Here is a 23,533-nt window from a genome sequence, read left to right as displayed (position 1 = left end):
GAACCGCCGAAGAGACGAGCCCGGCTCGTCTCTTCGGCGGTTCTTGGTTTGGCGCGCGATCCGATGCTCGCGGTGCCGTCTTCCGCTCCGGTTATTGGTAGGAGATGCCGAGTTCCAGGCGAAGCTCGTCTCCGGGCTCGACCAGGATCAGGCCCTCCTTGCGATTCAGCGCCTCGTTCGGCGCCGTCCAAGGCTCGACGCAGACGAACGGCTTCCCTTCCACGCTCCAGAGGACGACCGTGCGGAACTGCTCGCTGAAATCCAATCTCACGGTTCCCCGGTCCCCGAGCGGGAATTCGATGGACGGCGTGCGCGCGTCCAGCAGGGCGACCGATTCGACCAGCCCTCCGAGATCGACGGTGCCTTCGAACGGCTTCACCTGGCCGTCGTTATAGTCGAGCAGCTTCGAGGCGTCGGAGACGTAGGCGAGCTTCTTCCCTTCGCCGGTCGCGAAGTACGGATGGAAGCCGGCGTGAACCGGCATCGGGCGATCCGAGCGGTTGCGGTACGACTGGAGAATGTCCAGCCGGCCGTTCTTCAGACGGTAAACGAACGTCAGCTCGAAGTCGAAGGGATAGGACGCGCGCGTCGTCTCGTCGCTGCGTTGAACGAGCGTAAGGGAGGCTTCGCCCTCCGACTTCCGATCGGCGACTTCCCAGGCGGCGGTGCGCGATACCCCATGGTTGCGCATTCGGTAGGTGACGCCTTCCCATTCGTATTCGCCTCCGGCCACCTGGCCGCAGATCGGGAACAGCACCGGAATGCCGCCGCGGATGTTGGCGTTCGGATCGAGGAACGTCGCCCGGTCGAGATACAGCAGCTCTTCGCCGTTCAGCCGGCAGCCGATGACGATGCCGCCCCGCTCCGGGCAAATCCGGACGACGGAATCGGTAGACGGTTCGGACAATTCGTAAATTCGGTATGTATCGTCGTAGGTCGAGATTCGGTAAGAAGATTCGGCAGCGCTCATTCTATTCATCCTCCGTTCATGTCCGCGGCTCAAGGCGCAGCGGCAGGGTACAGGCCTATTATATCAATAAGCGGCCGCGCTTGCAGAAGCGGATTTGGCTCCGCGCCTCTTTGCAGCGACACGCATGTCGTTTTATAATCGACTCATAAAACGACACGAATGTCATTTTCCAATAGGCGCAGGAGGTTGGACGATGTCCCCCAAAGTATCGGATGAGCATCGGGAGAGCAAGCGCAAGGAGATCCTTCAGGCGGCGATGCGCGTATTTATCCGTCAAGGCTACCACGCGGCAACGATGAAGGACGTCGTCGAAGAGAGCGGGCTGAGCCGCGGAGGCGTGTATCTCTACTTCTCGAGCACGGAAGAGATGATGTTGGCTCTGCTTGAGGAGATGGACCGGGAGAACGAGAATCAGGCAGAAGAGCTGCTGCGGCGGCATCGGACGGTAGGGGAAGCGATCGACTCGCTGCTCGGCCATCTTCTGGAGGAGCTCGTTCATATTCGTGAGGGAGCGATTCCGGTCGTCTTCGAGACGTTCGCGGCGGAGTGGCGCAGGCAGACGTTCGGAAGGCTGTTGGAACGAAGGTACGCTTCCGCCGTCTCCCGGTTCGCCGAGCTGCTCAGAGTCGGCGAGCGGCGCGGCGAATTCCGTCCGCGGCTTCCTGCGGAGACGATCGCGAAGATGTTCGTCTCCTTCAACGACGGATTGATGGCGGACGCGATGCAATTCGGGGCGGAGGCCATGGACGCGAGAGGGCAGATCGAGGCTTACCGCCTGTCCCTTCGCTATCTGCTCGGCGCGGCCGGGAGGGCGGCGGAAGCATGAAGGAGCTGTTCCGGAACCGCAATTTTACGAAAATGTTCCTGGCCACGATCGCCTCCCAATTCGGGACGATCGTCGGCAATAGGGCGTTCGCGTTCTACTTGCTCGACCGATACTCGTCGCACCCGGGCTACGCCTCGCTCGCCGAACTGATGTACCGCTGCCGACTCTCCTGGTCTTCTGGGTCGTCGGCGTAGCCGCCGACCGCTGGGATCGGCAGAAGATCGCGGAGCATTCCGGATGGATTCGGGTCGCCTTGACCGCTCTGCTGTTCGCCTCGCTGGCCGCGGGATGGCTGCCTGCCGCGGCGCAGATGGGCCGGGTCTCCGCCTGGAACGACCCGCTTCTCATGCTCGGGCAGTCGGCGGCGCTCGGGGCGATCGCCTTGCTTTTCCCCCGCGCGATCGGTCTGGATACGATCTATGTTGCGTTATCGGCGCTCGTATTCATCGCCTTCGCGTTCTATGCGCTACCGCTGCCCCGGCTGCAACGGAAGGAGGAGAACGTCGGCGGGGAGGGGGCGGGAATCGGCGCGAATAACGTCTGATCCGGCGGCATGACCGTCCGGATTTCCCAGGAAATGCTGTCGAACGGAATCGACGCTTGGAGCCGGAAGGGAGGATTGGCCTGATTCTCGTCGCGGTACGAAACATGTTGCGCGTCCGCTCCGTCTATTAGGTGTAATTTCGGGAACCTACGTTCAAAAGGAGCGTGCGTGAATGCCGCCGTTATCGACATCGACCTCATCGCCAACCCGAGCGCCCGCCGCCAAGCGATCCCCGAGCCCGACCGGCCCTCGACAGACGAGCCGTTCGAGGACGAAGAAGCGCCGTCGGCGTTTCGGTTTTGTGCGAGTCGTCGGGTTCTTGATTCTGCTCTCTCTGTTCTTATCCATCGCCTTCATGGTCTGGTTCTTCCTCACTCCGTCGGGCACGGCGCTGCGATATCGGGCGGCCGACACGATCATTACGACCCGGCACCGCGAATGGGCGAAATATCTCGTCGGAGAGCAGGGGCTCCGGGAGAGGGTCGCCGAGTATGCCCGACAGTTCGAGGAGATGGGCGAGGAGAAGGATACCCATACGATCGCCGTTCCCGGCGCGGATCCGGGAGATCCCGAAGCTTCCGAGGAGCCGAGGCCGCTCGCCCAGATCGAGACGATAGACGGCAAGGGCTATCACGGCTATCTGCTTAGCGTCAGCGATCCGAAGAAGATCCGGCTCGTCGTTCCGAATAAGGCGGGGCGGGGCGAGAAGGTTAGCAGCATGGTCGAGAGAACCGGCGCGGTCGCCGGGGTCAACGCGGGCGGCTTCGCCGATCCGAACTGGAACGGCAACGGCTTCCAGCCGATCGGGCTCGTCATCTCGCAAGGGCGGGTGTTCTACCGCGACCTCCCCATGGACAAGAGCACGCAGATCGTCGGCATCGACAAGGACGGGAAGATGGTCGCCGGCCGCTATTCGATCAACGAGCTGCTGGACATGGGCATCTCCGAAGCGGTCAGCTTCTCGCCGCGGATTATCGTGAACGGCAAAGGCTTGATCAAGAACCACAGCCAAGGATGGGGGATCGCTCCCCGCTCGGTCATGGGGCAGAAGGAGGACGGAACGATTCTGTTCCTCATTATCGACGGCCGCCAGCCGGGGTACAGCATCGGGGCCGACCTGTACGACGCGCAGCAGATCATGCTGGATCACGGCGCCGTCATCGCCGCCAACCTCGACGGCGGGTCCTCGACGGTTCTCGTCGGCGAAGGCGGGGAGATCGTCAACCGGCCGTCGACGAAGGGCGGGCGTTATCTGCCGACGGCGTTCCTCGTCTTCGACAATCCGGAATCGGTGAGCGTGCCGAACATCTGGGAAGGCTTGACGGCCAAGGACATCGACCCGGCTAAGTGGTAGAGAGGCAGCCAGCCTCCCTAATAAAGGGTGAAAGAAAGGGTGAGGATTCCGGCTTGGCGAGGCCTGTCGGCTGCGGAATCCGGCGCAAGCAAGCCGGAAGGCGGCGCGGGGAGAAGCTCCCTTGCGCCGCCTTCGCCGTTAATGAACCATCTGGCCGAGAGGCCCTTCCTCGTCGATGATGTCCTCGATCTCGTAGACGGAGATCGGGAAGTACGGGAATCCCCATGCGTAAGGAACGATCGCGTACAGGGGGAAGTACACGACGAGAGCCTTGTCGGCGATGTAGAAGTCCTGGTCCTCCGTGATCCCCGGATAATCCCCGAGCAGCGGAAGGTCGCGGGCCTTGATCTGGGCTTGAATGATCGCGTCCAGCCGCTGCCGGTAGTTGCTTCCCGGCTTGAACAGGTCTCCGAGCTTGTAGGAGCGCCCGTTCTCCACGTCGAACGTGAGCGATCGCTGCAGCGTGTTGCCGTGGGCGCCGCCGGTGAACGCATAGTTCAGCAAGGACAGGCTCAGCACCCCGCGCTGGTTGTTCTTGATCTCGAACGTGCCGTCCATCTCCTGAATATCGGGGCTCGGGTAGCCCTGAGCCTTCATCAGGTCGTGCGTCGTCTTCAGAATGTCGTCGTTCATGACCTTCCGGGCGGTCTCGTTCGTGCCGCCGGCGATGACAGGCACGTTCACCTTAATATGCGGTTCCGCGATGCGGTGAATCTCGATCGGAACCATCAGAGTCTGTCCGTTCATGCGTCGCTCCCCTTCGTCGCTGGGCGTTTGTCGTCACAGCTTATGCGGAAGGAGCGGCTTAGGTTCGAACGGGCGAGCCGACCGGGGCGGAGCGGCGGAGAGGACGGACCGGATGGATTCGATCGGAAGGCTCGGGCCGGTCAAGATCGATCGAAGGCTCGGGCCGGGCAAGGAAGGTCGGAGCTCCAAAGGGGCGGGAGGGCCGGAAGCCGCCGGAGGATCAGAACAGCGTCAACTGAACGGGGGCGGCATCGTCGCAAGCCGCCGCCGGCTCCTTCGCCTTCGGGCGCGAGGGAGGGCCGTACAGCGAGGGGCCGCCCGCCTGCCGGGCAAGCCCGTGGCGGGCCATCTGTTCCGCGATGCGCGCCTTGGCGGGCCGCGTGTACGAATCCGGCAGCCGGGAGGAGCGCCAGAACAGCCGGCCGTAGCGTTCGGTCAGATGGGGATGCGACTTGGCGAGGACGGAGAAGAACCAGCTCTTCACTTCCGGCGTCTCGAGCCGGAGGTAGGAGGGCATCAGCTCCCGCACCCCGGCCTGCGCGCATTCGGAGATCAGCTCTTCGGTGAGCTCCGGCGTATCCGTCAAGTAAGGCAGAATCGGGGCCATGAACACGGTCGCCGGCACTCCCGCTTCCAGGAGGCGCCGGGCGCAATCAAGGCGCAGCCTGGGCGACGGGGAAGCGGGCTCGAACGTGCGCCAGATATCGGCGTCGAGCGAGTGGATGCTCAGATTGACGGAAGAGCCCGGCATCCGGCTGAGAAGGTCCAGGTCCCGCAGCACGAGCGGCGAGCGCGTCGTGATGCTGGCGGCGACGCCGAACTCCGCGAGGGCCTCCAGGCAGCCCCGGGTCAGCTTCATCTTGCCTTCCAGCTGCTGGTACGGGTCGGTCGCGGTGCCGATCGCGACATAGGACGGCAGCCGGCCGGAGCGCGCCATCCGCTTCAGCTGGGCGCGGAGAACCGCGGAAGCGTCCTCCTTCCAGAAGATGTGGCGCTGGAACGCGTCGTCCGCCGATTCCCCGAGGTAGGCGTGCGTGCTTCTCGCGTAGCAGAAGCTGCAGCCGTGCTGGCAGCCGCGATACGGATTGATCGACCAGTCGAACGGCATGGACGGGGCCTTCACGGCGTTCAGGACCGTCTTCGCTGCCATCGGTTCGTAAACCGTCTGTCTCATCCCAAGCTCAACCCTTCCTGTTGCTATCGGTTGAGCTTAAGTATACCAAACAAATGTTCGCGTATCCAATGTTAAATTAAGCCGGAAGCGTCAGCTCCAGGATGCAGCCGGGCTCGCCGGGCTCGACCTTCATGCGGCCGCCGAGCTGGGCGACTCTCTCGGCCATCGCCTTCAGGCCGAAGCCGAATTCCGACGGCGAATACGTCCGTCCGTCGTTCGCGAGCCGGAACCGGATTCCCTTCTCGTCCGCCGACAGCGTGAACTCGAACCGCTTCCCTTCTCCATGGCGGATCCCGTTGGTCAAGCCCTCCTGGAGAGCTTGGTACAGAACTCTTTTGTGAACGGTGGACAGGTCGCCCGGCAGCTCCCCGATCCGGCTCTCGATGGAGATGCCGGTCAGATTCTTCGTATCCCGGATCAGCTCCTGCATGGCCGTGGACAAATCGAAGGTCGACGAGCCGTTCTGCAGCAGGGCGGACAGCCGAATCTCGTCCAGTCCCTTGCTCACCAGCTGCTGGGACGCGTTCATCTTCTCCATGGAGAGGGCGTCGTCCCGTCCGATCAGCCGTTTGGCCGCCTCAAGCTGCACCAGAGTCGCGGTCAGCACATGCCCGACCGTATCGTGGATCGCGCCGGTAATCCTTCTTCTCTCCTCGAGAACCATCGTCTCGGCCATCGCTTCCGCCGTCTCCTTCATGGACGAGGACAGCTTCTCGTTGGCGGCTTCCAGTTCGGTCGAGCTCTGCCGCAGCTCCGCGGTCCTCTCCGCGACGAGCAGCTCCAAATCGCGGTTGAACTCCGCAAGCTGCCGGTTCATGCGTCCGAACCGATGAACGATGACCCGCACGATGCAGAACACGTTAAGAAGCAGCCCCCAGAAGATCAGGTCGGTCGGCATGCGCTTCAGAGCGGGAACGAGCATCCGAAGCCAGTCCGACAGAAAGGGCACCTGCATAAAGTGAAGGACGTGAACGCACGCCACCCCCGTCATCGTCGAGAATCCGGCCAGCATCCAGGCGGATTCGACGTCCCGCCCGTTCCGGTAGGCCCTCCAGACCGTATGGAACAAAGAGACGATCACCAGGAAGAACAAAGGGTAGAAGACGAACGTCAGGGCGTTATAGCCGTTCAAACTGACAAGAGACACCCCGAGGGTCACCGACGACAGCCCCAGCATGACGCGCTTCAAGATTCTCGCGGATCGGCCGCAAGCACGCGGGAACAAGGCTTCCACCACGCCCATAAACGCCGCTACCCCGAACATAAGGCCGACGGTCTGGAAGTAGGACAGCCAGCGATAATCCCAGAGGATCTTGAGCGTGAAGTTGCGAATCAGCGAGGAGCCTCCTCCGATGAAGCAGAGCAGGAAGAAATACAAATAGAGCTTCTCGCGCCGCACCGCGAAGACGCCGATCGAGACCAGGCCGCAGAACAAGAGGAGCGCCGCGATCAGCAGGTTGTCGGTATCCCGCCGGATCATGAATTCCAGAAGATCGGCGCGATTCCCGATCATAATCCAAGGAAGAAGATCCTGTCTCGGCGTCTTCAGAAGCAGATAGGCATCGCTGGGGAGAGGCTCGGGGATCTTGGCCAGGTTCCAATGATACCCCATGTTGATCCGGTCGCGGCGCTTCTTCAGATCGTACTCGTACGTCCATTCCCCCGACGCCCATACCCGGACGCTGGAGACGTTGTTGATCATGAGATAAGGATCGTTCCAGTTGTCCTCCTTAAGGGGGATGCGGAGCCAATAATAGGGGGCTTCCGCGGATTCGGAACGGGAAGGCATCGGACTGTCGCTTCTCCAGCCGCTCTCGGGCGGAGCCGGCTCATATAACGACGAAGCGGGAGCCCAATCCCAACCGTCGTTCCGAAGCCGGAGGAGGTTGTCGGGGTCCCGTATCAGGTTCAGTATGGAACTGATCGTACAGATGGCGGCGAACAGAATCATAAGCGCGCGAAGCAGAGGCCAATGATGTCGCCAAGAGGCGCGCGTCACAGATCGATCCCTCCCAGCGTGTTCCATGACGGATGGGGCTCCAGGGTCGGCGATGCCTCGGGCGCGTAGGGCAGGCTGACTCTCAGGATGCAGACGGTTTGGCCTTCGAGCACCTGAAGCGTTCCGCTTAAGCGCTCGACGCTCTCGGACAGCGCCCGCAGCCCGCTTCCGGAGCCCGGCGGGACGAACGAGGTTCCGTCGCCCGACAGCTCGAATTGGACCTCCCGTCCATTCGCTTCCATCCGCAGATGGAACTTCCTGCAGCCTCCGTATCTCTGTCCGTTGCTGAGCCCCTCCTGCAAGGCTTGGAAAAACACCCTTTTCTGCAAGGTCGTAAGCGTACTCGGAAGGGAGGCGATGCTGCTGTCGACGACGATTCCCGAAGCGTCCGCCGTATCGCGGATCAAGGCGCCCATCGCCGCGGGCAAGTCGTAATGATTGGCGTCTTCCTTCAGCAGCCGGACCGACAGCCGGATCTCCTCCAGCCCCTTGCGGACCAGCTGCTGCGAAGCGACGACCTTGTCTTCGGCATGGCGCGGATCCTTGTCGAGCAGCCGCTTGGCGGCCTCCAACTGCACGATGGTCGCCGCGAGCACGTGCGCGACGTTGTCATGGATGGAGCCGGTAATGCGGTGGCGCTCCTCCAGAATCATCGATTCGGCCATCACCTCCGCCGTCTCCCGCATGGAAGCGGCGAGCCTGGCGTTCGTCTCCTGCAGCTGGGCGGTCCGCTCGTGCAGCTCTGCCGTCCGGCTCATCACGTTCTGTTCCAGGGTGCGGTTGAACTGGGTCAGCTGCTGATTCAAGACGCCGAACCGATGAATGATGACGCGGATCAAGCCGATCTGGAAAAGCAGAAGGCCGATCTGGAGCAGGTCGAAGGGCATCTCCTTCAACAAGGGAATTCTCTCCGCGAGCCAGTCGTACAGATAGGGCATGAAGTTGCGGACGACGTGGAAGGTCGCGACGGCGCTGATGACGTTGCTCCCGGCCAGCATCCAGACCGACTCCAGGTCCCTTCTCTGGAGGAAGGCCTTGATCAGCACGCGGAAGATCAGCAATCCGGTCAGAAGATAGAACGGCGGCAACGGGTAACGAAGCAGCCAGTCGTAGAACCAGGGATCGATCAACGCGGCGGCTCCCGCGGCGACGGAGAACCCGAGCATCATCCAGCGAAGGCGGTTCAGGAGCTTCTTCTCCAATGGGTAGAACAGCTCGTAAAGCATGGAGATGAACGAGAATACGCCCAGAGGGAAGACCGCGTTCTCCAGGTAGCCGGGCCACGGCTGATCCCAGAACATCTGAAGCAGCGAGTTCCGTACGGCCGACGCGTACGCTCCCGTTATGGCCAACAAGAAAAAGTATAAATAGAGCTTGTCTTTGCGCGACCAGAACAGCCCGAACGCGATCGCCGAGCAGAACAGGTGCAGGCTCGCCAGAATGAAGGAATAGCTGTCCTTGCGGAAAAGATGGGCGAGCAGGTCGCCGCGGTCGATCAGCCGAATCTCGGGCACGGGCTGATAGGCGGCGCGGTTCTCGATCAGAACGTCGACTCGGGCCGGAACCGGGATCGGGAGCTTGGCCAGATTCCAACGGCTCAGCAGATTAATCCGATGACCGCGCTCGGCGGGGTCGTAGCCGTATAACAGGGAGCCTGCGTCGTCGTAGACCCGAACGGCCATGACTCCCGTTAGCCATAGCCGCGGCTCCCGGGAATCGGTCGCCGGCAGGGGAATCCGCAGCCAATACGCCTTCGATTCGACGTGCAAATTCGGCTTGGAGGGATAAGGGATCCAGCCCGACACGGGAGGAGATTCGTCCGCGAAGGAACCGGCTGCCGTCCATTCCCAAGTCCGACTGTCGAGGGAATCGCCCTCGAACCGTCCGTATTGGATCAGCCAGCCGCATATGAGGACGAGCAGGCCGAGCAGCAAAAATAACGGCCGAATCAATGGAACCTGCTCGCGCCAGAACCGCCCCTTCACCGCCATTCCTCCCACGAAGTTGAAAGTGTCTCTATTGTAGCCCGGCGGCTTAACTCCTCCCAGTGACTCTCGTCACGTGACCGTCATATCCTTGAGCCAGATCACGGCCTGGGTGCGGTCGTTCGTGCCGATCTTGTCGTAGATCGTGCTGATGTAGTTCTTGACGGTCCCTTCGCTCATGAAGAGCAGCTGCGCGATCTCGCGGTTGGTCCGGCCCTCCACCATCAAGGAGATGATGCTCATCTCCCGGTCCGTGAACTTGATGTCGGACGACCGTCCCCTCGTCCGGGTCGGCGCGGGCTTCGTCCCCGCCGGCGCGGCGGACAGCCGCGCCGCCAGCTTGGCGGCGATGGCCGAGGGAAGCATCATCTCCCCCTTGGCGGCGTCGCGGATCGCCTGAAGCAGCTTGTCGCTGGGGATGTCCTTGAGCAGGAAGCCGACGGCCCCGCTCGCCAGCGCTTCGATGATATATTCGTCTTCGTCGAACGTCGTCAGAACGAGCACCTTGGTGGAGGGAGATTCGCTCTTCAGCTTCCTCACCGCGTCGATTCCGTTCATGACCGGCATGCGGATGTCCATCAGCACCAGATCCGGTTGGTGAAGCAGGGCGAGCTCGCACGCTTCCAGCCCGTTCTCGGCGGTCGCCACGACCTCCATATCGTCTTCGAGCTGGAGAATCGTCTGCAACCCGTCTCTCATGAGGGTCTGGTCGTCTGCGATGATGATTCTGAACATAGCGCCTCTCACTCCTTCTTCCTTTCATTATAAAGGAAATGCTTCCATTTGCCATCCTATCCCCGGACCGTAAGGGCCGAGCGGGACGAGGAGCCGGCGCCGTGACGATATCGGTGACGCTTGTCACTGGTCATATGACTCGGAGGGCTTGTATTCTGGAATCAACAGACGGAGGGCGCGGGTCCGCTCCGGCGAATGGCGCGAATCGGGAATGACATCGTGAAGCCGCCTAACGGTATCGCTTAGCGCGAAGGTCATAGAAGTTCAAGGTAGACATGGAGGCTGCGGAAAATGATTATTATGCCTACCCTGCATTGCAAGCCAGGGATGAAGCTGGGGCGTTCGGTCTATTCGGAGCAGCGGCAGGTGCTGGCCCGAAGGGGATTCGTCTTGTCGGAAGGCATTATTAGGCGGTTCCACGAGATGGGCTTCCCGTTCCTGCACGTGGAAGAGGAGGGAACCGAGGACATCACTCCCGAGCAAGCGATCCGGGACGAGACGCTGATCGTACTGCACAGCGCCATCGCTCTCGTCATGGAGGAGGCTTCCGCTCCGGGCCGGGAGTCGTTGTCGTTCGAGACGGTACGCTTCTGTCACGACGCGGCCGCCATGCTGGTAAACGATCTGCGGAGCCGGAAGGACCCGGTATGCCTGCCGATTCATCTGACGACGATGATGCAGGACGGAGGCCGCAGGCAATTCGCCGAGCATGCGCTGAACGTCGCCGTGTGCTCGACGAGGACCGCCATCGAGGCCGGCCTGCCGGGCGAGGAGCTGATCGCTCTGGCCATGGGAGCGATGCTTCACGACATCGGCCGGCTGCGCACGCGCGAGGGGCAGGAAGGTCCGGCCGCGCTTGGCGAAGACGACGGAGCCCATGCCGAGGCGGGGTACCTGCTGCTCCGCGACAGCGGATTCCCGCTGCTCGCGGCCCACTGCGCGCTGTTCCATCACGAGCGGATGGACGGAAGCGGCTATCCGTTCGGCGTCGGCGGCGCGAGAATTCACGAGATGGTCCAATGGGTCGGAATCGTCGATGCGTTCGACACGCTCGTCCACGGACGGATCGACGGCCGTCCGATGCTGCCGCACGAGGCGATCGAGGTTCTGTACGCCGGAGCGGGCACCTTGTATGATTTCGACAAAATCAAACGGCTCCGCGACCGGTTCGCTCTGTTCCCGGTCGGCACGGTCGTCCGGCTGAACACGGGCGAGATCGGCGTCGTCTCCCGCCTTCACGAGGACAACAAGCAGCGTCCGGTCGTGAGAGTCTTCAGCCATGCCGACGGCAGCCGGGTCGCGAAGCCGTTCGAGCTGGATTTGAAGCGGCATCTCCATCTCATGATCGGCAGCCTGGACGGAGGGAAGGCTCCGGATCCATCCCCAGCTTGCGGGGGAGCGGGCCTGAAGACGGCGAACGTCGAGCAGCAGCCGGAGAAGACGGCGGCCGGCGCACGCCGGGAGCCGGTCACGGTCGGTCCGCAATGGCGGAGATATTGGGGCAAGGATTGGTTCCAATTCGTCTGATATTTAATGCCAAAAAAAACCTGTCCCAAAACGCTTGACTTATCGGGGGCAAATCAGTAAGATATAAAAGTGTCGCGCTGATGTAGCTCAGCTGGTAGAGCAACGCATTCGTAATGCGTAGGTCGGGGGTTCGAATCCCTTCATCAGCACCACTTAACTTCTCAAGCGTAGCGCGGTTTCCCGGGGTTTCGGGAGCCGCGCTTTTTGCTTTATGTGGGCCGATCTTCTAACAATTTTCTAACCTTTAATGATTTAAAGTGTTAAAGTTTCTATTATTTTACCCTCTCGAACTCCTTTTCGTCCTTCTCAAAATCAATCCTCAGATGAATATTTTTCTGCGGGTCGCGTTTAAGGTCCTCCATATATTGAGATACCGATGGCAATTGGATCGCGTTCGGATATTCGAGGACCACTTGGCCATAATCACGATAGAAGTCTCCGGAGTTAAAAATGACCTTGTCCCCTTTTACGAGCACTTCGATGCCGCGATAAGTTTCTGGTTTGAATGCTTCGTACTCGACCGCAACGATCGGGCGTCCTTCATCCGGATCCACCGGTGCTTGATTAAGTGTTCTAGCCGCTTTTCCTTTTCCTCCGATAATCGACGATCCGATCGATTTCAGAATGGACTCCTGTAGGTTCGGTATAACGTGGGAGTACGTGTTGAGCGTCACTTGAATCGATGAATGGCCGAGCCGTTCTTGGACGATCTTAGGGTGGACTCCATTTTTGAGCAGGATCGTAGCGTGAGTATGGCGCAGCTCATGGAATTTAATACGCTTGAATGACACGTAAGGCTCGCCGGCCGCTTTGAGAGCCTCCTGCTGCCGCATGACATTCCGGATGATTCGGTCGTAATTGCGAAGCAGATTTCGGGGGCTCACTGGCGTACCAACGCTTGTCTGGATGACGAGGCCGTGATCTTTATATCCTTCTTGCTCCCGCTCGACTTTCTGCTTCTCCAGATGCTCCCGAAGGCTGATGACTGTATTCTTAAACAATGGGACCGGTCGGACGCTGGAATTGTTCTTCGTATCGTCGATGCCATAACCTTTTTCTGCTTTCGTATACGCCTGTGTTACAGAAAGCAGAGCTTGGTCTAAATGTACACCATCGCGTGGGAGCCCGCAGATTTCCGATTCCCGCATACCTGTTTCTGCCGCAAGCTCGAAGGCAATCGCGTATTGATCCTTCCGAGCTTCCTCGAGGAACAGTTCGAGCTGCTCCTCAGTCCAGACATCAAATTTAGGCCGTGTCCCCTTAGGCAACTCGACTCCCTCAGCTGGATTGATGGCAATTTGTCCCTCATAGCGAGCCTCATCCAGCGCCGCAACGACAATCACATGGAGCTTACGGATCGAGGCAACGGCAAGGATTGGGAGGAGCTTTTTGTGATAGAGCTCGTGAAAATGTTCGCGTTTCAGTTTGGGCAAGGTCGTCTTGCCCATGTTTGGAATAAGATGCGAATTAACCAACCAGGCATATGAACTCCAGGTGGCCGGCTTCACGGATGTCTTCTTCTTTTCAAGCCAGCGACCTATATAGTCTCCCAGCGGTTCGTTACGCTGCTCAATGTACGGGCCTTCTTGAAGCTTTTTGAGAATGCTCGGCAGTGCATTCTCGGCGTCCCGTTTCTTCTCGTAACTTCCGGGCATCCACTTTGGCTTGCTCTTTCCCGTCAGTTCGTCCTCGACCCTTACGACGATATAATATCGATTTCCCTTTTTAGCGATGTGTCCACGCATGTTGCGATCTCCTTTGCGAATGTATGTTCGGTGATGGCTGGAAAAGAAAAGCCCGAGAAAGGGCTTGACAAACTGTACAGTAAAAAATACGTAGTGTATTATGAAACCAAAGGACGTACTCACGAGGTGAAATAATGAGCGCTTTAGATCGTTTTATTAAAGATGGACTAAAGAAACTAAATAAAAGCGCTACTCAATTCGAACAAGAGTATAAGGATCATTCAAAAGAAATAGAAAGAACAAAAACAGAAATGGAAGAATGGTCTAAGAAGAGAAGAATTATTCGAAATAAATAGCAATTGGTGAGATGATTTTGTCCCCCTTCTTTAATATCCCCATGCTTGAAAATAACTCATCAAATGATTCGAGGAAAGATACGATACCCCCAATAGGCGATTCTTTAGTTGAGTCTTCAGTGTTTATAAAATTGTCGAATATTTTTGTGAATTTACCTAGTAAAGTGATTTCTAGACTGCTCTTTCCGTATTTAAACACTAATTCTTTAGAAGACTCCCGAAGATGTTCTTGTTTTAAAGGTGCAATAAACGAGCCGATTCTCAAGAAACTTGAATTTGGGAGTACGTTTTTGAGATAAGAGAGAACACCGCTCACTTGCTCAAGAGATTTTTTCATATCCTTGCTTTGAGATTTCAATTTTTCCTGTTCGCTTCTTATATGGTTTTTAATTTTGTTGTCATTCGTTGTTGCAGCGACTTGCAATAAAGTTTGAAGTTGTGCATGAGCCGCAAGCTCTATTCCAAAAGATATCTTTTCGGGGTCCATTACATCACTCAAATGGTCAATATCAAAGATAGTAAATCTTCCTTTAATCAATATAAAATCTCCTGGTTCCGACTTGTTTCCCGCAACAACAAGGAGATTATTCTTATTTAAGTAATCTTCGAACTGATTCAGCGCATCATCGTGAAGCTGCTTTGATATTATCTCTTTACCTGCTTCCAACTGAGTAAGTGAGATTGATGAATTTGTTGTTCTTATATTTCCAAGTTTATATTTTAGCTTACCAGATGGTGTGCTTAGAATGTGTGGAATATTGAATTCACCTGAGGATGCTTCCACTTGTCCTTCATTTACAAGTTGGTTATTCTTACCTGTTTGATTCGATTTTGTTTCTGACTCCTGGTATTCAGAGCTTGAAGTCGTAGGTAGCCCGTTATTCTCTTGAGCGATGAATGAATGGAGGAAGGCAGTGTCCAAATAAATAAACTCTTTCATTTGAATTCTCCTTATTATTTATTGTTGTCATTCTGGTCAAACATGAACCGTCTGAATGTCTCTGCGGGCATAATCAGCGGGCTCAAGTTAGAATGTCCTAAGCGAGCTTCCAGGCGGCTCAGATCGACGCCTACGCGATTCCCTTCTGCGAACAAGTCATCCGGTTGAAGGAAGTCGGTTGGATCGTCTCCCAGGAAGCCCATTGAGACCTCCGTGAAGTATGTCTTCTGGTTGTCGGGCAGCTTTGCCTCGTCCGGCCGGAAGATGACGATCTTGGTCATGGGACTGCGTTCGACCTGGATGCGGAAGCGCATGGGAAGACCTCCTATCTTCGAACCATATAGGTTCCGTCGGCATGCTTAAATAACTTCGATTTACACTTATAACACACAGTCGAGTTACCGTATACCTTAATTGAACGCCCGCAAGCAGGACAAATAGTAGATGGTGATGCAAGCCCCCTACCGGCTTTGTAGAATGCAAATATAATGAATGAACCAGCGAAAATAACACAAAAAAATACGAATATCAACATATGAACACCTATAGTTTCCCGATCGGATCGGGGATTGGCTAATGCCATCATTCGTAACCATAAATTCTTCGCCATCTATCTACCATTTCTTGATTCCGTTCGCGCTGGGCTTCAACTGCCCGCAATCGACTCCTAGATTCAATCTCCCGCCTAAGTGACTCGTTTCTCTTCTTTCGCTGCTCCTCTTGCTGCTCACGCTGAATACGAGCTCTTTCAACAGAAACGGCGATTTCATCGATTGAATGGAAGTATTCGTTGCGAACAAATTCGGCTTCGATCATCCGCAGTCCGAATTGGGAGCACCTAATTGCGACAGCGATAGGGGAGACGCGGAACCATATGGCTATCTCTCTAATAGAACGACATTCTTTATGTACGTTGTACAGTAGCTCGTCCGGCATAAGTAGACAAGAGGCATATTTATTCGCTTGTACCTCTTCCCATCGGTCTTGATCGTGGAAAATCGAAATGTCGGAGTCATGTCCTAACATATAGTGTCCAATTTCGTGGGCGCTGGAGAACCTTCTGCGGGTATATGGATGATTCTCGTTGATGACAATATAGGGACCAATATTACTTCGTACTAACATCCCACCAGTATTCTGGTGAAGGGGCATTTTTTTGTATCTAAGACCAAGTTTTTTTCCGATTTTGCTTAGGGAAATAGGTGAACTGGATCTCCGAGTATAGATATCGATTCCCGCAAACTTGAGAAGCCTCTTCGCATCAGATGAGTAGGACATAGGTGAGTATCCTTCTTAAATAGTATAGTGACACTACTTAATTGGGCGTTATTCTGAACTTCATTGTTTGTCCTTTTCGATCATTTCGAACACCTTGAGAATGTCCATCAATTGCTCTTTATTCATCTTTGAAGCAGAACGAAGCAGAGCTGTCGCCTCGAGAGCAATTCCTTTTTGGCGTATTTTCTCCAGCAGTTCATTAATTTCTGGATCAATACCATGGGGTGAATTTTGCTCCATAACAACATTTGAAGTTCTTGAGTTTGATCTCCCCATTAGGTAGTCAACAGATACACCGAAATAATCTGCAATCTCATTAATTAATTGAAATGAGGGTTCGCGCTCATTTCTCTCATACATACCCACAGCACTGTCGCTTATTTTAAATAGTTTACTGAACTCTGATTGTGTCATTTTTCCGCGTAATTCCCGGAGTCTTTGTCCGAAACTACTCATTTTTATCACCACCTGCCCATAGAATATCACGAAATGTGTGATTTGATGTTGTGCACCACAAAACGTGTTGACACCACGTATTGTGGCATGCTATTCTTTAAACAAGAACACAATATGTGGTTGAAGGTGGTGAGAAAGCATGAACGATTTGATTGCAAAACGCTTGCTTGCGTTACGTGGTTCTCAACCAAGAGAAGTCGTTGCAAAAGCAGTTGGAATTAGCCTCAGTGCTTTGCAGATGTACGAAACGGGAAAGCGCGTTCCACGCGATGACATCAAGATTCGAATTGCCGATTACTACAATAAAACGGTTCAGGAAATTTTTTTTAACAATCAAAACCACGAAACGTGCGATTTTAAACTTAACACCGCATAAGGAGGCGAACACCTTGCCGAAGACAACGACGAACAGCGCAAAGACCTTACCGAAGGCACAGACGAAAGAAGCTAAGGCAGCACAGCCGTATAGTGAGGTCGACGTCCTGACGATCAACGAGATGGCCCGCCGGTTGCATATCAGGACGAGGGAGGCGTACAACCTCATCGAAACTCCTGGCTTTCCGCTTATCAACCTTGGAGGCGAACGTCAGAACCGCGTCATATGGGGCGACGTGCTCCAATGGATACGGCAAAATCGTGGCGGAGCCGCCTAATCTGACCAGAAAGGAGTAAATCAATGCTCGATATCTTCTTCGCCAACAAACAGCACCAGCAGAACTTTGGCAAGTTGAAGGTGAAATTCCCGCTTTGCGAAAGGGATTCCTATTATCGCGCCGCCTGTTATCTTGCCGCACACCCTTCAATCTTCAAGTGCTTCAACGCATTTCGGCAAAAGCACAGTCCCTTCGATTGGATCTTCGACTACCTGGAAGATCCGGATAACTTCATTGCTCGCCGTGACCGCGGACAAACCACTGGCGATACTGCTCCTCTTACCAGCCAATCGTGGCAGCTCCTCGAGCTCGGCCTGAGCCTCTGGAACGGCCATAAGTGCGACATGTCGTTCGTGATGGATCTCGATACGGAATTGTATCTCGTAGCCCTCCAAGCCATTGATTTGAAGCGACGCAGCCCGGCAATCAATTTCGAATACGTCGCCGAAGACCTCGGGCTCTAAAAAGAAAGCTCACCCGAAGGTGAGCGAAAACAGGGTGTTGGGCTGCTGGGTACAAGGTAATTCTACCCCGTACGACTGTCCAAAGTCAGCGGAACATACGGACAAGGAGGTGAGAACACGACATGAGTTTTGGACAAGCCCTTCAAAAGAAGCTGGACGAGGCTGGCCAAACGCAAGGCGCTGCTGCAAAGACGGCGAACGTCAGCGGATCATTGATCAGCAAGATCAGCCGCGGGACCCGCAAGCCGCCAAAAGACGTTATGCGGACCCTGACCATCCACTACGACGACCCGGAGCTGGCGGTCGCGGCCGCCAACGAAGCGACGGGCGGCGCATGGGTGCCCTGGCTCAACAACGCCGACCTGCATCCATCGTCCGTCGCTTGGAAGACGCGGGAGGAAGTGTTGGAAGCCTACGAGGCGACCGGGGCTGCACCGCTGAGTAAACGAAGGGATCAGCTCACGGAGTCCGACATGGTCAAGATCAAGGAGGCGATCCGCGAGGCCGTAGAGGCCATTACTGCCCTCGTCCACATGGTCGCGACAATGTGCAAAGCCTACAAGATCAGTTGGACGCATGTTTGGAAGATGCACCGAATGAAGCTCAAGGAGAGCAAGTATCTGAAATGAGGAGGGAAGGGCATGCGCCAGATGGCAGCTATCGATCCGGAAACGGAGCGAGCGGAGAAGCTTTATCGGTACTATCGTCACTTCAACGTAATGATTCGGTACAAGCTCACGTTCCGCGAGTTCGTGGCAAAGGTTGACGCCGGTACGTGGAACCCGTATCTTGCCGGACAATGAAAAAGACCCCTTGCCAGAGGGGCCCTTGGAAAAACAATGTGTCTTAATTCTACCACGAAGGGAGCTATTACGACAATGGAAGTCTCCTTGGATATCTCTGAGAAGGGCGCCAGCTTCCGCATTAAGCCCGCATTGACCTTCTGCCCGCCGGTCCTGATGATCGAATCTCAAGCCGGGACGGTCTCCATGACGGCATCGGACGATGCCCTTGCGGAGCTGGCAGACGCCCTTCACCGACACCTACAATTCGTCGGCTACTACGAGCAGCCTGATAGCGACCGTATCCTTGCGGCCGAATGTGAAGCCACAATTGAGGCAGAAAGCCATGAGCTTCCGCTGGATCAGCGCCGGGTCGGATAAGGCCGCCGCCGCGATGGTCGTCGCTCGGATCTGCTTCAAAGGAGCAGACAAGGAAGCCGCTATTCGTGAGACCTTGTACAACGGCCACCTCTGCCATTTCCCCCAGGACATCCCGGAACGGGAGATGATCCGCTTTCGGATGATGGTCGAGGAGGGGCTTTCCAAAACAATCGAACGGAGGAAATCTATTGAAACGCATTCAACTGTTGCGCGAAGGTCTGAGCAACTTCAAGGGGATCAGAAGCTTCACGCTTGACGCTAACGGACGTGAGGTTCGCGTCTACGGAACGAACGAGGCCGGCAAGACGACGCTCGCCGACGGGTTCTTCTGGGTCCTCTTCGACAAGGACTCGCAGAACAAAAAGGACTTCGGCATTAAAACACTGGACGCCAGCGGAAACCCGATCCACAACCTCAATCACGAAGCGGAGGTATCGCTTCTCGTCAATGGTCAGCGCCGGACGTTCCGGAAGGTCTACCGCGAGAAGTACACCCGCAAGCGCGGGTCCACGGCGCAAGAGTTTGACGGCCACACAACGGACCACTTCGTCGACTGCGTTCCGGTCGCCAAGAAGGAATACGACGGCGAAGTTGCGGCCCTATTAGATGAAGAAATTTTTCGGCTGCTCACGGACCCGACGTATTTCTCGGAAAAAATGGACAAGAATCAGCGCCGAAAGATCCTGCTCGACATCTGCGGAGACATCGCGGACGACGATGTCATTGCCGAGAACAAGGCGCTCGCTGGGCTGCCGGCCATCCTCCAGGGGAGGACGATTGATAAGCATAAGGCCGTCATCGCCGCCCGCCGCAGGGAGATCAACGAGCAGCTCGAGAAGCTGCCGGTCCGGATCGACGAAGCATCCCGCAGCATCCCGGAGACGGACGGACTCAACAAGGCGTGGATCGAGTCTCGTATCACCGATCTGACCATCCAGCAGGAGGAGAAACAGGCGGAAATTTCCCGGATTAAGTCCGGCGGGGAAGTGGCGGCGAAGGAGCGGCGCCTGCAGGAGATTGAAGGCGAGCTGCAGCGGCTGAAGAACGAGCTTCAGGGAGACACTCTCGACCGGATCGCGGCCAAGCGCCGTGAGGAAGCGCGCCTGCGGCAAGAGGCCGACGACATCCGCTTTGAGATCGAGACGCTTGATCGCCGGATCAAGAGCCGCGAAGTGGCGATCGCCGAACGTCGGGCCGAGCGTAATCGACTGCGGGAGCAGTACGATGCACGGAACGCCGAGCAGTTCGCTGGTCATACGCACGACGAGAACTGCCCCGCCTGCGGACAAGCCCTTCCGGCCGAGCAAAGGGCCGCCGCGCACGAGAAAGCGCTGGCCGACTTCAACCACGCGAAGTCCGAGGCCCTGGAGTCGATCGCGACTCGCGGCCGGGCCGCCAATGCCGAGGCTGATCGGCTGGTGAAGGAGAACGAAGAGGCCGCCGAACGGATGGAATCGCTTCGTACCCTCTTGGATAGCAAGCGGGCTGCCGCCGATACCGCGGCGAAGGAACTGGCCGTTATTCAATCGAGCGTTACGGATGTCGATGCACATCCGTCCGTCATCGAGAAGTGTGAGGAGATCGCCGCCGTCCGCCGGGAGATTGCCGTCCTGCAGGAATCGGCCTACGATGCCGTCGCCGCCGTCCGGCGCGAGTTGGACGAGCTGGCCGTGGCGGTGTCCGGCTACAGGCAAGACCTCGCGAAGTTTGATCTTGGCGAAGCGACCCGCCGGCGTATCGCCGACTACGAGCAGCAAGAGAAGGAGCTCGCCGCGGAGTTCGAACGGCTCGAGCACGAGCTTTACCTCACGGAGGAGTTCACCCGGGCGAAGGTTGCCATACTCGAGTCTCGCATCAACAGCAAGTTCCGGCTTGCGCGCTTCAAACTCTTCAAGGAACAAGTGAACGGCGGCCTCGAGGAGATGTGCGAGGCGACCTACAAGGGTGTACCGTACGGCTCCGGGCTTAACAATGCGGCGCGGATCAACGTCGGACTCGACATCATTAATACCCTTTCCGACCACTTCGACGTATCGGTCCCGATCTTCATTGATAACGCCGAATCGGTCGTTGAGTTGATCGAGACGGTCGGCCAGAAGATTTGCCTGGTCGTAAGCTCTGCGGACAAGCAGCTCCGCGTCGAGACGGCCGGCCCGGATATGAAGGAGGCGGTGTAAGGTGAGCAACTTTTCGACAGCACTTGTGAAGGTAACGGAAACGTATGCCCCGATGATCGAGCGGCAGCTCAGCGGGAACGGGGTCCAGCTGGACCATTACGCGCGGCAATGCGTCGTCAACGCTATTTCCGCAATCAACACGGTTCTGGACTCTAAGGCTGTTTCGTGGAACGACGAAAAGCTCGACAAAAACAATATCACCCAAGTCTTAATGAACGTCGCCGCCCTGAAGCTGAACGCTGCGGCGAGCCCCCGTGAAGTCTACTTCCAACTCCGTAACGTAAACGTGAAGGCGAAGCCGTCCGATCCGGACAATTGGAGGAAACAGATCGAGATGGGGATTGAGGGTGACGGAAACGACGCCATTCTCGCTCGTTTCGGAAGGAACGTTGCGCAAGTCCGCCCCTACTGGCTCGTTCGAGAAAAGGACCATTTCGAATATCCCGGATTCAACGGCCTTGAAATGACGCCGCCAGTATGGCGCCCGACGGGTCAAGGGGACGTCGTCCGTATCGTCTATCCGATCATCTTCAAGGACGACAGCATCCAGTTCTTCATTGCCGAACGCGACGACGTTGCGCGGAATCTTATCGCCCACATGAGCAACAACATGATGAACGAGACGTTCGGCGTCTGCGCTGACCGTTTCAAGGCGACAGCCGACCAGAAGAAGCAGATCGCCGCGAAGAAGGCGGAGATTCTGAACAAGGCTAAAGGACTCGGACTTGGCGCCTTGGACGACCCCGAACTGCAGCAGTACATCAGCCCGGCGTGGTCGGAGTACCACAGCCGCGAGCAGATGCTGATCCGGAAGATGCGGAACAACATCGTGAAGAAGATCCCAAAGGACTTCGGTAGCGCATTCGTCGAGCTCTTGCACAACAGCGTCGCGGACGAGACGTACGCTTCGGTACAGCGGGAGATCGCGGAGAACGCCAACAGCGAGCCGATCGACATCAGAGCGGAGGTCAAGCCTGAGGCGTCGGAGCCGGCCGCCAAGGCAGCCGAACAACCTCGGAACCCGGCCGACGAGCAGTACGGAGCCGCCTCGGACATCGCTTCAGAACAGGGGGACCTGTTCGAACACGAGATGGCTAGTTTCCATGCCGAATCCGCTACGGGGGCCGGCGCGGGAGTTGGAGCGAACGACTGGTGATCGAGATCCGATCGTTCGGCAGCAGTTCCGCCGGCAACTGCTACCACATCAGCGACGGTCGGACGGAGCTCCTTCTTGAAGCCGGCCTCCGCTTCACGGACATCCGCAAGGCGCTGGAGTTTCGCGTCTCCCGCCTTGCGGGCTGCCTGATCAGCCATAACCACGGCGACCACAGCCGGGCCGCGATAGACCTGATGAAGGCTGGAGTGACCGTCTACGCCTCGCAGGGGACTTTCGACGCTATGAAGATCGGCGGCCACCGTGCGCGGGTCATTCGATCCAAGGAGACATTTGAGGTCGGCACGTGGACCGTGATGCCGTTCGATGTGGAGCACGACGTGGACGAACCGCTCGGCTTCCTTCTGGCGAACCAGGACAGCGACAAGCTGGCGTTCCTCACGGACACCTACTACTGCCGGTACACGTTTAGCGGGCTGACGCACCTGATGGTCGAATGCAACTACTCGCTTCGGATACTGGATGAGAACATCGCCGCCGGCCGTGTGTATCCCGCAATGCGGTCCCGGCTTCTCCGATCACATTTCAGCTTGGAGAACGTTAAGGACTTTCTCCGGGCGAACGACATAACCCGGCTGCAGGAGATTCACCTGCTCCACCTGAGCGACAGCAACAGCGACGAAGCGCTGTTCAAGCGCGAAATTCAATCTATCACAGGCAAGCCGGTCTACGTGGCCGGTAGATGAAAGGTCGGAAGCCAATGAGCCAATCGTTGAAGGAAGTAAAGATATTCATCCCGGAAATCCCGAAAGAGTGGACGCAACGGACCCGCGGGGGCCATACGAACATTTGGAACGATCAGTTTTTCAAGAATGGCTTACCGGAAGTAAGACTCGATCCTCCGGAGCGCGGGCTGTACGCAGAGCGGTTCGATGATGGGTGGTATTGGGTCTGTGGGTGCAATAAATGCCTCGGTATCCTTGGAAAATACTCTTATATCGTTTGCTACGAGCATGATCGTTGTGAGACGTGCGGCATTCATAGAAGCGAATTGAAAGAGGCCCCGTGGGGTATGGGCAGCGGGTGGCAATGCAAACCGTGTCACGAAGCAGAGCGGGCAACTCGTAAAGCCGAAGCATTAGCAGAAGCACGGGCACGTGGTCACTCCGAAGACGATTGTTGGCGACTGGACAAGGTTATCTGCCCTGTTTGCGGTTCAGAGAACTCGTCAGAAGACATGCACGAATCTTCCGAACATGAAGTGGAGTGCTGGGTGTGCGACGCGGAATTCCTCGTTGAAGTGGAGTACGAACCGAAGTATACGTCTCGTTTAAAACCGGAATCGGAGGTTGAATTCGATGAAGCCCAAGCATAGCAAGCCCGATT

General features: G+C 57.0%; 29 protein-coding genes and 1 tRNA gene. 18 read left to right on the top strand and 12 right to left on the bottom strand.

Annotated features, from left to right (window positions below):
* Positions 1-91: 91 nt before the first annotated feature.
* Entirely contained in the window at positions 92-970 is an 879-nt protein-coding gene (locus H7B90_RS00995; RefSeq protein WP_185133990.1) for an aldose epimerase family protein, read from the bottom strand.
* A gap of 193 nt (positions 971-1,163) precedes the next feature.
* Between H7B90_RS00995 and H7B90_RS00990 the strand changes: the two genes are divergently transcribed.
* From H7B90_RS00990 to H7B90_RS00975, 4 genes are all read left to right on the top strand, one after another.
* Positions 1,164-1,796 carry a TetR/AcrR family transcriptional regulator gene (locus H7B90_RS00990; protein WP_185133989.1) on the top strand — a complete coding sequence of 211 codons (633 nt, stop codon included), beginning with the start codon at positions 1,164-1,166 and terminating at the stop codon, positions 1,794-1,796.
* Entirely contained in the window at positions 1,793-1,990 is a 198-nt protein-coding gene (locus H7B90_RS00985; protein ID WP_185133988.1) for a hypothetical protein, read from the top strand. Before H7B90_RS00990 ends, H7B90_RS00985 begins: the two co-directional genes overlap by 4 nt.
* A 59-nt stretch (positions 1,991-2,049) precedes the next feature.
* Entirely contained in the window at positions 2,050-2,340 is a 291-nt protein-coding gene (locus H7B90_RS33580; protein ID WP_185133987.1) for a hypothetical protein, read from the top strand.
* Between the two features lie 355 nt (positions 2,341-2,695).
* On the top strand, positions 2,696-3,694 hold the full coding sequence (locus H7B90_RS00975; protein WP_246578596.1) for a phosphodiester glycosidase family protein: 999 nt from the start codon (positions 2,696-2,698) through the stop codon (positions 3,692-3,694).
* Between the two features lie 138 nt (positions 3,695-3,832).
* Here H7B90_RS00975 and H7B90_RS00970 read toward each other — a convergent pair whose 3' ends face one another.
* The 5 genes from H7B90_RS00970 to H7B90_RS00950 form a co-directional block, all read right to left on the bottom strand.
* Complete coding sequence (locus H7B90_RS00970) at positions 3,833-4,441, bottom strand: DUF3298 and DUF4163 domain-containing protein (protein ID WP_185133985.1); 609 nt, start codon at positions 4,439-4,441, stop codon at positions 3,833-3,835.
* A gap of 220 nt (positions 4,442-4,661) precedes the next feature.
* Complete coding sequence (locus H7B90_RS00965) at positions 4,662-5,615, bottom strand: SPL family radical SAM protein (RefSeq protein WP_185133984.1); 954 nt, start codon at positions 5,613-5,615, stop codon at positions 4,662-4,664.
* Between the two features lie 76 nt (positions 5,616-5,691).
* Positions 5,692-7,614 (bottom strand): sensor histidine kinase, encoded by a 1,923-nt coding sequence (locus H7B90_RS00960; RefSeq protein ID WP_185133983.1) that lies wholly within the window; start codon positions 7,612-7,614, stop codon positions 5,692-5,694.
* A complete protein-coding gene (locus H7B90_RS00955; protein ID WP_185133982.1) occupies positions 7,611-9,599 on the bottom strand; it encodes a sensor histidine kinase in 1,989 nt (662 codons plus the stop codon). The genes H7B90_RS00960 and H7B90_RS00955 overlap by 4 nt, the downstream gene beginning before the upstream one ends.
* 72 nt (positions 9,600-9,671) lie before the next feature.
* Entirely contained in the window at positions 9,672-10,334 is a 663-nt protein-coding gene (locus H7B90_RS00950) for a response regulator transcription factor (RefSeq protein WP_185133981.1), read from the bottom strand.
* A gap of 291 nt (positions 10,335-10,625) precedes the next feature.
* Here H7B90_RS00950 and H7B90_RS00945 point away from each other — a divergent pair, with 291 nt between their 5' ends.
* Together H7B90_RS00945 and H7B90_RS00940 are read left to right on the top strand one after the other, a co-directional pair.
* A complete protein-coding gene (locus H7B90_RS00945; RefSeq protein ID WP_185133980.1) occupies positions 10,626-11,861 on the top strand; it encodes an HD-GYP domain-containing protein in 1,236 nt (411 codons plus the stop codon).
* A gap of 76 nt (positions 11,862-11,937) precedes the next feature.
* Positions 11,938-12,013, top strand: a tRNA-Thr gene (locus H7B90_RS00940).
* Between the two features lie 120 nt (positions 12,014-12,133).
* On the opposite strand, the gene H7B90_RS00935 is transcribed toward H7B90_RS00940, so the two are convergent.
* The gene (locus H7B90_RS00935) at positions 12,134-13,606 is read right to left on the bottom strand and encodes a site-specific integrase (RefSeq protein ID WP_185133979.1); all 1,473 of its coding nucleotides are present in this window, start codon (positions 13,604-13,606) and stop codon (positions 12,134-12,136) included.
* Positions 13,607-13,740: 134 nt separating this feature from the next.
* Between H7B90_RS00935 and H7B90_RS00930 the strand changes: the two genes are divergently transcribed.
* Positions 13,741-13,902, top strand: a complete 162-nt coding sequence (locus H7B90_RS00930) for a hypothetical protein (RefSeq protein WP_185133978.1) — start codon at positions 13,741-13,743, stop codon at positions 13,900-13,902.
* Here H7B90_RS00930 and H7B90_RS00925 read toward each other — a convergent pair.
* The 5 genes from H7B90_RS00925 to H7B90_RS00905 are packed head-to-tail and all read right to left on the bottom strand — an operon-like array spanning position 13,886 to position 16,576.
* On the bottom strand, positions 13,886-14,842 hold the full coding sequence (locus H7B90_RS00925; protein ID WP_185133977.1) for a DUF6414 family protein: 957 nt from the start codon (positions 14,840-14,842) through the stop codon (positions 13,886-13,888). The genes H7B90_RS00930 and H7B90_RS00925 overlap by 17 nt on opposite strands.
* 14 nt (positions 14,843-14,856) lie before the next feature.
* Positions 14,857-15,156: a hypothetical protein gene (locus tag H7B90_RS00920; RefSeq protein ID WP_185133976.1), complete on the bottom strand. Its 300-nt coding sequence runs from the start codon at positions 15,154-15,156 to the stop codon at positions 14,857-14,859.
* Between the two features lie 11 nt (positions 15,157-15,167).
* Positions 15,168-15,377: a DUF2614 family zinc ribbon-containing protein gene (locus tag H7B90_RS33575; protein ID WP_376701709.1), complete on the bottom strand. Its 210-nt coding sequence runs from the start codon at positions 15,375-15,377 to the stop codon at positions 15,168-15,170.
* A 47-nt stretch (positions 15,378-15,424) separates the two neighbouring features.
* Complete coding sequence (locus H7B90_RS00910) at positions 15,425-16,120, bottom strand: ImmA/IrrE family metallo-endopeptidase (protein ID WP_185133974.1); 696 nt, start codon at positions 16,118-16,120, stop codon at positions 15,425-15,427.
* 60 nt (positions 16,121-16,180) lie between these two features.
* Complete coding sequence (locus H7B90_RS00905) at positions 16,181-16,576, bottom strand: helix-turn-helix domain-containing protein (protein WP_185133973.1); 396 nt, start codon at positions 16,574-16,576, stop codon at positions 16,181-16,183.
* Positions 16,577-16,715: 139 nt separating this feature from the next.
* Here H7B90_RS00905 and H7B90_RS00900 point away from each other — a divergent pair, with 139 nt between their 5' ends.
* From H7B90_RS00900 to H7B90_RS00850, 11 genes are all read left to right on the top strand, one after another.
* Positions 16,716-16,952 (top strand): helix-turn-helix transcriptional regulator, encoded by a 237-nt coding sequence (locus H7B90_RS00900; protein WP_185133972.1) that lies wholly within the window; start codon positions 16,716-16,718, stop codon positions 16,950-16,952.
* 13 nt (positions 16,953-16,965) lie between these two features.
* Entirely contained in the window at positions 16,966-17,229 is a 264-nt protein-coding gene (locus tag H7B90_RS00895) for a MerR family transcriptional regulator (protein ID WP_185133971.1), read from the top strand.
* A gap of 23 nt (positions 17,230-17,252) precedes the next feature.
* A complete protein-coding gene (locus tag H7B90_RS00890; protein ID WP_185133970.1) occupies positions 17,253-17,693 on the top strand; it encodes a DUF2538 family protein in 441 nt (146 codons plus the stop codon).
* A 122-nt stretch (positions 17,694-17,815) separates the two neighbouring features.
* The gene (locus tag H7B90_RS00885; RefSeq protein ID WP_185133969.1) at positions 17,816-18,322 is read left to right on the top strand and encodes a helix-turn-helix domain-containing protein; all 507 of its coding nucleotides are present in this window, start codon (positions 17,816-17,818) and stop codon (positions 18,320-18,322) included.
* 12 nt (positions 18,323-18,334) lie between these two features.
* Positions 18,335-18,496 carry a hypothetical protein gene (locus H7B90_RS00880; RefSeq protein ID WP_185133968.1) on the top strand — a complete coding sequence of 54 codons (162 nt, stop codon included), beginning with the start codon at positions 18,335-18,337 and terminating at the stop codon, positions 18,494-18,496.
* Between the two features lie 75 nt (positions 18,497-18,571).
* A complete protein-coding gene (locus H7B90_RS00875) occupies positions 18,572-18,856 on the top strand; it encodes a hypothetical protein (RefSeq protein WP_185133967.1) in 285 nt (94 codons plus the stop codon).
* On the top strand, positions 18,822-19,112 hold the full coding sequence (locus H7B90_RS00870; protein WP_185133966.1) for a hypothetical protein: 291 nt from the start codon (positions 18,822-18,824) through the stop codon (positions 19,110-19,112). The genes H7B90_RS00875 and H7B90_RS00870 overlap by 35 nt, the downstream gene beginning before the upstream one ends.
* Positions 19,045-21,033, top strand: a complete 1,989-nt coding sequence (locus H7B90_RS00865) for a hypothetical protein (protein WP_185133965.1) — start codon at positions 19,045-19,047, stop codon at positions 21,031-21,033. The genes H7B90_RS00870 and H7B90_RS00865 overlap by 68 nt, the downstream gene beginning before the upstream one ends.
* A 1-nt stretch (position 21,034) precedes the next feature.
* Positions 21,035-22,189 (top strand): hypothetical protein, encoded by a 1,155-nt coding sequence (locus tag H7B90_RS00860; RefSeq protein ID WP_185133964.1) that lies wholly within the window; start codon positions 21,035-21,037, stop codon positions 22,187-22,189.
* The gene (locus H7B90_RS00855) at positions 22,186-22,893 is read left to right on the top strand and encodes an MBL fold metallo-hydrolase (RefSeq protein WP_185133963.1); all 708 of its coding nucleotides are present in this window, start codon (positions 22,186-22,188) and stop codon (positions 22,891-22,893) included. Before H7B90_RS00860 ends, H7B90_RS00855 begins: the two co-directional genes overlap by 4 nt.
* Before the next feature lie 14 nt (positions 22,894-22,907).
* On the top strand, positions 22,908-23,522 hold the full coding sequence (locus H7B90_RS00850; RefSeq protein WP_185133962.1) for a hypothetical protein: 615 nt from the start codon (positions 22,908-22,910) through the stop codon (positions 23,520-23,522).
* Positions 23,523-23,533: the final 11 nt, after the last annotated feature.

It is taken from the genome of Cohnella xylanilytica (assembly GCF_014212175.1).
Lineage (GTDB): Bacteria > Bacillota > Bacilli > Paenibacillales > Paenibacillaceae > Cohnella > Cohnella xylanilytica.
This window is presented reverse-complemented; position numbering and strand designations above follow the sequence as displayed.

Coding starts and splice junctions, on each gene's coding strand:
- H7B90_RS00990 (WP_185133989.1), top strand. CDS start 1,164: ATGTCCCCCAAAGTATCGGATGAGCATCGGGAGAGCAAGCGCAAGGAG.
- H7B90_RS00925 (WP_185133977.1), bottom strand. CDS start 14,842: ATGAAAGAGTTTATTTATTTGGACACTGCCTTCCTCCATTCATTCATC.
- H7B90_RS00995 (WP_185133990.1), bottom strand. CDS start 970: ATGAGCGCTGCCGAATCTTCTTACCGAATCTCGACCTACGACGATACA.
- H7B90_RS00965 (WP_185133984.1), bottom strand. CDS start 5,615: ATGAGACAGACGGTTTACGAACCGATGGCAGCGAAGACGGTCCTGAAC.
- H7B90_RS00985 (WP_185133988.1), top strand. CDS start 1,793: ATGAAGGAGCTGTTCCGGAACCGCAATTTTACGAAAATGTTCCTGGCC.
- H7B90_RS00950 (WP_185133981.1), bottom strand. CDS start 10,334: ATGTTCAGAATCATCATCGCAGACGACCAGACCCTCATGAGAGACGGG.
- H7B90_RS00970 (WP_185133985.1), bottom strand. CDS start 4,441: ATGAACGGACAGACTCTGATGGTTCCGATCGAGATTCACCGCATCGCG.
- H7B90_RS00875 (WP_185133967.1), top strand. CDS start 18,572: ATGGAAGTCTCCTTGGATATCTCTGAGAAGGGCGCCAGCTTCCGCATT.
- H7B90_RS00920 (WP_185133976.1), bottom strand. CDS start 15,156: ATGCGCTTCCGCATCCAGGTCGAACGCAGTCCCATGACCAAGATCGTC.
- H7B90_RS00945 (WP_185133980.1), top strand. CDS start 10,626: ATGATTATTATGCCTACCCTGCATTGCAAGCCAGGGATGAAGCTGGGG.
- H7B90_RS00910 (WP_185133974.1), bottom strand. CDS start 16,120: ATGTCCTACTCATCTGATGCGAAGAGGCTTCTCAAGTTTGCGGGAATC.
- H7B90_RS33575 (WP_376701709.1), bottom strand. CDS start 15,377: ATGTTGATATTCGTATTTTTTTGTGTTATTTTCGCTGGTTCATTCATT.
- H7B90_RS00905 (WP_185133973.1), bottom strand. CDS start 16,576: ATGAGTAGTTTCGGACAAAGACTCCGGGAATTACGCGGAAAAATGACA.
- H7B90_RS00885 (WP_185133969.1), top strand. CDS start 17,816: ATGAGTTTTGGACAAGCCCTTCAAAAGAAGCTGGACGAGGCTGGCCAA.
- H7B90_RS00890 (WP_185133970.1), top strand. CDS start 17,253: ATGCTCGATATCTTCTTCGCCAACAAACAGCACCAGCAGAACTTTGGC.
- H7B90_RS00900 (WP_185133972.1), top strand. CDS start 16,716: ATGAACGATTTGATTGCAAAACGCTTGCTTGCGTTACGTGGTTCTCAA.
- H7B90_RS00935 (WP_185133979.1), bottom strand. CDS start 13,606: ATGCGTGGACACATCGCTAAAAAGGGAAATCGATATTATATCGTCGTA.
- H7B90_RS00975 (WP_246578596.1), top strand. CDS start 2,696: ATGGTCTGGTTCTTCCTCACTCCGTCGGGCACGGCGCTGCGATATCGG.
- H7B90_RS00880 (WP_185133968.1), top strand. CDS start 18,335: ATGCGCCAGATGGCAGCTATCGATCCGGAAACGGAGCGAGCGGAGAAG.
- H7B90_RS00870 (WP_185133966.1), top strand. CDS start 18,822: ATGAGCTTCCGCTGGATCAGCGCCGGGTCGGATAAGGCCGCCGCCGCG.
- H7B90_RS00930 (WP_185133978.1), top strand. CDS start 13,741: ATGAGCGCTTTAGATCGTTTTATTAAAGATGGACTAAAGAAACTAAAT.
- H7B90_RS00850 (WP_185133962.1), top strand. CDS start 22,908: ATGAGCCAATCGTTGAAGGAAGTAAAGATATTCATCCCGGAAATCCCG.